This window comes from Terrisporobacter othiniensis, from assembly GCF_000808015.1.
Lineage (GTDB): Bacteria > Bacillota > Clostridia > Peptostreptococcales > Peptostreptococcaceae > Terrisporobacter > Terrisporobacter muris.
This window is the reverse complement of record NZ_JWHR01000134.1, coordinates 22,404-30,499: the sequence shown is the minus strand read 5'-3', so window position 1 is coordinate 30,499 and position 8,096 is coordinate 22,404. Positions and strand designations below refer to the sequence as shown.

Annotated in this window: 7 protein-coding genes; all 7 read right to left on the bottom strand. The window is 26.8% G+C overall.

Annotated elements, in window-relative coordinates; all coding sequences use genetic code 11:
* Nucleotides 1-151 precede the first annotated feature (151 nt).
* Nucleotides 152-1,021: a hypothetical protein gene (locus tag QX51_RS16860; RefSeq protein WP_039681070.1), complete on the bottom strand. Its 870-nt coding sequence runs from the start codon at nt 1,019-1,021 to the stop codon at nt 152-154.
* Between the two features lie 104 nt (nt 1,022-1,125).
* Nucleotides 1,126-1,836 (bottom strand): DUF554 domain-containing protein, encoded by a 711-nt coding sequence (locus tag QX51_RS16855; RefSeq protein ID WP_039681069.1) that lies wholly within the window; start codon nt 1,834-1,836, stop codon nt 1,126-1,128.
* A gap of 42 nt (nt 1,837-1,878) precedes the next feature.
* Nucleotides 1,879-2,973: an SIR2 family protein gene (locus QX51_RS16850; protein WP_039681068.1), complete on the bottom strand. Its 1,095-nt coding sequence runs from the start codon at nt 2,971-2,973 to the stop codon at nt 1,879-1,881.
* Between the two features lie 103 nt (nt 2,974-3,076).
* Nucleotides 3,077-4,357, bottom strand: coding sequence for a methionine gamma-lyase family protein (locus QX51_RS16845; protein WP_039681067.1), 1,281 nt, complete (start codon nt 4,355-4,357; stop codon nt 3,077-3,079).
* A 323-nt stretch (nt 4,358-4,680) separates the two neighbouring features.
* A complete protein-coding gene (gene hfq, locus QX51_RS16840) occupies nt 4,681-4,929 on the bottom strand; it encodes an RNA chaperone Hfq (RefSeq protein WP_039681066.1) in 249 nt (82 codons plus the stop codon).
* 68 nt (nt 4,930-4,997) lie between these two features.
* Nucleotides 4,998-5,939, bottom strand: coding sequence for a tRNA (adenosine(37)-N6)-dimethylallyltransferase MiaA (gene miaA / locus QX51_RS16835; RefSeq protein WP_039681065.1), 942 nt, complete (start codon nt 5,937-5,939; stop codon nt 4,998-5,000).
* Between the two features lie 21 nt (nt 5,940-5,960).
* Entirely contained in the window at nt 5,961-8,009 is a 2,049-nt protein-coding gene (mutL, locus tag QX51_RS16830) for a DNA mismatch repair endonuclease MutL (RefSeq protein WP_039681064.1), read from the bottom strand.
* Between the last annotated feature and the right edge of the window lie 87 nt (nt 8,010-8,096).

Genomic DNA, 8,096 nt, shown 5'->3' with positions numbered 1-8,096 from the left:
CAATAAAACTATACCAACGGGCATTATTATTAATTAAATTAACCGAATAAAATATTAACTTAATTTATAAAAGTTTTTTGAATTTTCTATTAAAATATATTTTCACTCCAAAAAAAAGCTTCTACTTATTAATTTAAGTAGAAGTTTTTTTCTATGCATTTTCAAAAATATATATTGCATCGATTCTAGTTATAAATATACTATCATTTTTACACCCAATATATTTAGCATACTTTTTAACTTTTTCTTTTGCCATTTCAATATTGCCCACACCTTTGTCCATTAATTCTTTTATATACATATCCATTAAAAAACCTTTATATTCTTTTAAATCAAATCCTAAGTATGATGCTAAGCTTTCTATTTCACCAGAAAAATCTCCATCTTCTTTTATAAGAAACTCATATACTTCTTTTCTATAAGGATTTGACATTATAATTTTTTGTACAACTTTACACCCATCTAGTTTACTTATAAATCCATCTTTATAATTATTAAAAAGTGCATTAGATTGTCTAATAGATTTTTTATCAATATAAGAGTTAACTTCAGTTACACCATTTTCTATTAATGCATCTAAAACAGCAAGATGTATACTAAAGCAATCTTCAAATAAATATTCACAAAGGTTTAATATAACTGGTTTAATATCAAATATTTTTATATTATTCTTTTTATTTCTAGAATTAGATAAATCTCTAGTTACATTATGGAAAAGTCTTTCAAAATCTAAATATTTATTACAATAAATTTCTTTAAATAAATTAAAATCTATTGTTATGATATTATATCCTACAAGAGTTTCCACACCTTTTCTTATTACTTCATTAATTAAGTTTTGGCCATATTCTAAATGCTTTTCACTGATATGTCTAGTATTTGTAATACTATCTAAACAATAATCCATAAATCGTTTACAAGATTCATCTCCATAATTTTTAAAATTTCTCCTTATAGTATTATACTTATCTCTTTTGTCATCAAATTTTATGATTGCACCGTTTATATCAAAAGTTATCATTTAGTTCCTCCTCCTAAAAATCAAATATTAATTCATTTTATTACTAAATATTTGATTTTAAGAGTTATATTCCTTCCAAATAAATAATTTGTCTAAAACTTCTTCTAAATAATGTTGAAAATTCCCAAAATTATAGGAATAAACATGGATGGTAGCATATTTGCAACCTTTATATCACATATTTTTAACATGTTCAATCCCATGGCCATAATTAACAAACTGCCTACACATGTCATATATGTTATAACATTTGTACTTAGTATACTAGATAGTCCAAAAGCTCCTAGAGTTATTATTCCTTCATATAAAAATACAACTATACTTGATAACAAAACTCCTACTCCCATTGATGCTGCAAAAAATATGGATGATACACCATCTAATACTGATTTAGCAAATAATACAGAATAATCATTTGATAGTCCACTTTTTATAGATCCAACTACTGCCATAGCACCTACACAATATAATAAGCTGGAAAATACAAATCCTTTTGATATTTTATTTTCTTTATTTAGTTCATCTGATGTATCTGTATTTTTATTTGATATTTTATCATCTAAATATAAACCAAATTTATTTAATAATTTATCAATATCAATCAATTCACCTATTATAATACCAATCACCATGGAAATTATTACATACAAGGGATTGTCTCCTTTAAGTGCTCCAGATATGCCCATATAAATAACTACAAGTGCTAGTCCATCCATAATGGATTTATCTAATCGCTTAGGTATTCCTTTATTAACTATTAATCCTAACAGACCTCCACAAATTATTGCAAAACTATTTACTATTACTCCAAGCATTTTTATCCCCCTAAAATAATTTTTAATTATATATCTTTAAAATCAATTATTATTTTCTAAAAGACTTATATACTTATAAGGATCTGTTGCAAAATCCTGAAAAGAAGCTTTCGTAAAAATAATATCTTCTCCTAAAAATCTTTTATATCTCATTTCTTCCTTTTTTAAAACTGAATTTGATTTATTTTTATGGTTATTGAATACAATTATTTTTAATGGATTATTATTTCTACTTGTTTGAACTCTTTTAAGCATATACTTGATATGTATGTCAGCTTCTGGAAATGAGTATCCACAAAAAATAATAACATCTGCTTTTCTTAATGAAGCTTCTGCTTTGTTCCATACACTACTTAGATAAACATTAGACATATCTTTAAAGTATGTAGGAGGTACTATTATGGGAATTGTATGCTCATTACAATTTAAACAAGTAGCCTCATCTTGATTATTTAAAATCCTCATAACGCCTCCTTCATATGGAGTAAGCGTTAAACTTGAACATATGGGACAATATAACCAGTTTAGAGAACCATGTATTTTATATAGTTTTATTGTTTTTCCAGTGGGTCTTTTCCAAGAACTACTTTTAAAATTAAAATTAGCAAAGTCCACTCCATAATCTAACATTACGGGTAGATTGTTTTTATCGTATAGTTTTGAAATTGTATTATCTATATGAATATCATAATTTGCACTAATAAAAGTTGTGTTTAACAATTGATTTTTCTTTAATAAATTATTCAATAATAATTCATGATACTTATGACTTTCTTTTGAAGCATTATTAATTGAATTGGCAGTTAATAATACTAAATATTGTCGCAAAAGATTAATTGACCCATTTTTATTATTATAAGTATCTGTTCCAAAATTTTTAAATGATTCCCGTCTTTGTTCTGCCATATCTAAAATACCAAGTACTTCTTCAAATGTGGGGAAATTAATATTATCTATATCATCAAGAACTACATCAATATTAAATATTTCTTTGAAAAATTCTCTAAGCTTTATATTCATCTGACTATCTGGGTGTAAAGGTAAACTATATTTAAAATAATTAGAGAACAATTCATTTTGTATAGGTAAGTTTTCTGCTGCAGAAGCTCCTGCTCCCAAAAAAATACATATCTCCATATAATTTATCACCTTCTATCTTTCATCTTGATATTATTATATATAAAGTATACAAAAAAAGCCTTAATACAATTATATATTAAGACTTTTTTTTATTATTATTCTATTTTTTTATTTTTTTAATATATTCCACTGCTTTTAAAGTTCCCATTTTTGAATGGTCAAATGTAAGTCCACCTTGGAAGTAAACATTATATGGCGGCCTAATTGGTGCATCTGCACTAAGTTCTATTGATGACCCTTGAATAAATGCTCCTGCTGCCATTATTACTTCATCTTCATAACCAGGCATTGCCCATGGTTCTGGTTTCACATAAGAATCAACTGGAGCTGCTGCTTGTGTTCCTTGACAAAATGCTATAACTTCCTCAGCATTTTTAAGTCTTACAACTTGTATAATATCACTTCTTAAATCATCGTATTTTGGAAGTACATCATATCCTAATTTTTCAAACATTCTAGCACAATATATTGCTCCCATTACTGCTTGAGATGTTACATAAGGCGCCATAAAGAATCCTTGTAGTACATTTCTTGTAGTTCCAAATGTTAAACCACATTCTTTTCCTATACCAGGAGTAGTTAATCTATAAGATATCATTTCAACTAGATCTTTTCTACCAGCTATATACCCACCAGTTAATGCAAGACCTCCACCTGGGTTTTTAATTAATGAACCAGCCATTATATCAGCACCAACTTCTGTAGGCTCTTTTATATCTAAGAATTCACCATAACAGTTATCAACCATTACTATTAAATCCTTGTTAACTGATTTAACAACATCTATAGCTTCTTTTATATCTTCTATTGATAATGATTTTCTCCAAGAATATCCTTTTGATCTTTGAATCATTACTAGTTTTGTTTTTTCGTTTATCTTTTTCTTAACACCTTCCAAGTCTATGTTTCCATCTGGTAAGAAATCAACATCATCATATGTAACTCCAAATTCCTTTAGAGAGCCTTTTTCTTCTCTTATTCCTATTACACCTTGTAAAGTATCATAAGGTTTTTCTGTAATAGACAATATTTCATCTCCTGGTCTAACAATCCCTTGTATACATAAACTTAAGGCATGAGTTCCATTTACTATTATTGGCCTAACTAAAGCATCTTCTGCTCCAAATACATCTGCATATATTTCTTCAATTTTTTCACGTCCAATATCGTTATATCCATACCCTGTCGTCCAGTTAAAGTGATTATCACTTAAATGAGCTCTTTGCATAGCTCTTAAAACTTTATATTGGTTAAATTCTCTTATTTCTTTTATTTTATCAAATTGATCTTTTATATCTTCCATTACTTCATTGGATAATTCAAAAGTTTCATCATCCAATCCGTAGTATTCTTTTAATAATTCACTTGTCTCTTTAAGCACTTAATCTCACCTATTTTCTTTTATTTGTCACTTTAAAAAGTTTATCATAGTAAAAATTTAACTTCAAGATTTAAAGTTAAAAAATTTGCTTAGATTATATCATCAAAGATATATTCTTGTTACCACTTCGGATAAATCCGTTACTTAAAATTTGCTTTACTCATGTCGGCAAATTTGAGAAACATATCGCCTTCTTGTAAGTAAAAAGGCACTTATATCAACCCATAATTTATTGTAGGTTAATATAAGTACCTTTTAAACAATATAGTTACCTGAAAGCGTTTCATTGTTGATATAAGCAAATTAAATATTTATCTTTTATATTACTTTGCATTATTTTGATTTGTATTTTGTAAGTTTATACTTTTGCCTGGTACTATTGTAGAAACTGCATGTTTATAAATTAGATTTTGTTGTCTATTCTCACCTTCTAGTAATACTATATAGCTATCAAACCCCTTTACATATCCTTTAATTTGGACACCATTCATTAGATATATTGTTACAGGTACTCTTTCTTTCCTAGCATTATTTAAAAATAAATCTTGTAAATTTAAAGCAGTATTTTTCATTAACAATATCCTCCCGACTAAATTATATTTGAATAAACTTTCCATCTATAAACAATTATATTATAATATTATACATTTTCAGATATATTTTCAATAAAGTTCAAAATATCTTCCTTTAGTATTTCTATATTATTATATTTTCCTAAGTCAAACCATTTACTATCCTTATATCTTTTAAACCAAGTTATTTGCCTTTTGGCATATCGTCTTGAATCTCTCTTGATTATTTCGATAGCTTCTTCTAAAGTATATTCACCCTCTAAATATTTGACAATTTCTTTATATCCAATTCCTTGCATAGATATTAAATTTTTATCGTATCCCATGTTTAGCAAATTCTTAACTTCTTCAACTAATCCATTTTCCATCATAATATCTACTCTTTTATTTATTCTATCATAAAGAATTTCTCTATCACGATTTAAAACTATTATTATTGGTAAATAGTCTTCGTTGTATCTTAAATCAGTTGAAAAGTCTTGCATTTTCTTTCCATCTAAACATACTTCTAAGGCCCTTATAACTCTTTTACTATTATTTTTATGTATCCTAGAAGCTGCTTCACTGTCTAGTGACTTTAACTTTTCATGCATATAATCTATGCCTTTTTCTTGTAGTTCTTTTTCCAGCTTTTCTCTTATTTCAGAATTCGCATTGGACTTAGCAAAATCCATATTGTATATTAATGAATTAAGATATAAACCAGTTCCTCCAGTAACTAATACATTTTTTCCTTTATTAGCTATTTCTTTTATATATTTACCTGCTCTATGCTGAAATTCTGATACTGAAAATGGAAAATCTGGCTTAACTTCATCTATCATATGATGAATTACACCATTCATTTCTTCTTTAGTAACTTTAGCACTTCCCACATCCATATATTCATATATTTGCATAGAATCAGCAGATATAATTTCTGCATTTAAGTCTTTTGCAAGTTCTATTGATAAAGCTGTTTTCCCAACGGCCGTAGGTCCTGTTAGGATGATAAGTGGTATCTTTTTCATAGGCTTCCTTCCTTACTCATCTTACATAATTCTTTTAAACATTTTTTCAATTTCTTTTTTTGATATTTCAACTATGGTAGGTCTGCCATGAGGACATGTAAATGGATTTTCACATACCTCCATTTGAGATAGAAGCTTTTTCATTTCCATAGTATGAATTTTATCATTTGCTTTTATGGCTGCTCTACATGCCATGGATGCAAATTTATCCCCTTTTAAATCATAACTATTTTTCAAATCATCTATATTATCAATAATTTGAAGAATAAATTTCTCACTTTCAGGGTTACCAAAAATAGTAGGCACACCTCTTATCATAATGTGATTATTTCCAAATAACTCAATTTCAAAACCAAAATTTAAAAACAAATCAAGATTACTCTCTACTTTTAGCATATCTATATTAGATATTTCAAGTACTATTGGATCTAATAACATTTGCATATCTATTTTATGATTTTTAAATTTTTTCATATATTCTTCGTATAATACCTTTTCGTGAGCTGCATGCTGATCTAATAAATACATAGAGTTATTTTTTTCAAGTATAATATAAGTATTAAGTATGCTTCCAACAACTCTAAAATCTGTAATTGAAAATCTATTTTCATTTGATTTTATTGTACTTTCTTCTCCACCTATTTGAGTGTAATTTTCTTTTTCATCAATCTTATTTTTATCAATTTTACTTAAAGAATCTAGTTCATCAAAGGTAAATGATTTACTCACATCAACAACACCATCAATAAAGTATTCTCCACTTTTATTTTCTATAGGTTGAAGCTTAACATCTTCATTTAAATCTTCTTTTTTATTTATTTTATCTTGTATTATTTTTTCTTTTATACTAGTACTATTTAAGTCTTTATTAGCTTCTTCTTTATTAGTACCTTGCTTTAAAGCTTCTTCTAGTGACATAAAGGTATTACTACTATCCAACTCTTTTATTGATGGCGTAGCCATACTTATATCTTTTACAGTATTTGCTTGTGGTATAATTTCTTTCTTCTCTAAATATATCTCTTTACTTTCATTTACAATAGGTTTTTTATCATAAATTTCATACTTGCCAATTAAAGCAGTATTTAATAATTTTTTCTTTAGTAAATCTCTAATTTCTATATATAAATCTTTATCATCTTCAAATTTAATTTCCATTTTTGTAGGATGTATATTAACATCTATTTTGGATGGATTTATATGTATATTTAGGAAACATACGCCATACTTATTAATTGGTATAATACCTTTATATGCTTCACTTATAGCGTCTAGTATTATTTTACTTTTGACAAATCTATTATTTATGTAAATATGTTGTAAGTTTTTATTTGAACGATAAATATTATTATTACCCATATATCCACAGATATTACAATATTTACCTTCTTCATTAATTTCTATTAAATTTTCAACTATTTCTTTTCCATATATACTTCTAATAACAGAAATAAGCTTACCATCTCCTGGTGTGTTTAACATTAGCTTACCATTGTTTATATATTTAAATTGAATATGTGTATTTCCTATGGCAAGTTTATTAATTAAATCACTTATATTGATAGTTTCTGCATGAGTTGATTTTAAAAACTTTTGTCTAACAGGAGTATTAAAGAATAAATCTTTTATAATCATTGTAGTTCCATTCTTTGTTCCCACAGGCTCTTTTACAACTTCTTTTCCACCCTCTAAAACAACCTTCGTTCCCAATGGTTCATCTTTAGTTTTTGTAATCATTTCTAAGCGAGAAACAGAAGCTATAGAAGCTAAAGCCTCTCCTCTAAAGCCTAAAGAATATAGGTCATATAAATCATCTATTTTTTTTATTTTACTAGTAGCATGTCTTAAAAACGATTTATCCACTTCACTAGATAAAATTCCACTACCATTATCCGTAATTCTTATTTGTTTTTTTCCTCCATCAACTATGTCTATAACTATTTGTGTAGCACCAGCATCTATGGAGTTTTCTATTAATTCTTTAGTGACAGAAGAAGGTCTTTCGACTACTTCTCCTGCTGCTATTTTATTTATTGTTAAATCATCTAATATATTTATTTTCTTTGACATAATATTCCTCCAAAGAATAATTTTAAGCCACAGTGTTGGCTCATGAAATTTTAAGCCACATCGTGGATTTTATCTCTTAAGCTACTT

Excerpts from the sequence above, each read along its gene's own strand:
- QX51_RS16860 (WP_039681070.1), bottom strand. The coding sequence starts at position 1,021 with ATGATAACTTTTGATATAAACGGTGCAATCATAAAATTTGATGACAAA.
- QX51_RS16855 (WP_039681069.1), bottom strand. The coding sequence starts at position 1,836 with ATGCTTGGAGTAATAGTAAATAGTTTTGCAATAATTTGTGGAGGTCTG.
- QX51_RS16850 (WP_039681068.1), bottom strand. The coding sequence starts at position 2,973 with ATGGAGATATGTATTTTTTTGGGAGCAGGAGCTTCTGCAGCAGAAAAC.
- hfq (WP_039681066.1), bottom strand. The coding sequence starts at position 4,929 with ATGAAAAATACTGCTTTAAATTTACAAGATTTATTTTTAAATAATGCT.
- miaA (WP_039681065.1), bottom strand. The coding sequence starts at position 5,939 with ATGAAAAAGATACCACTTATCATCCTAACAGGACCTACGGCCGTTGGG.
- mutL (WP_039681064.1), bottom strand. The coding sequence starts at position 8,009 with ATGTCAAAGAAAATAAATATATTAGATGATTTAACAATAAATAAAATA.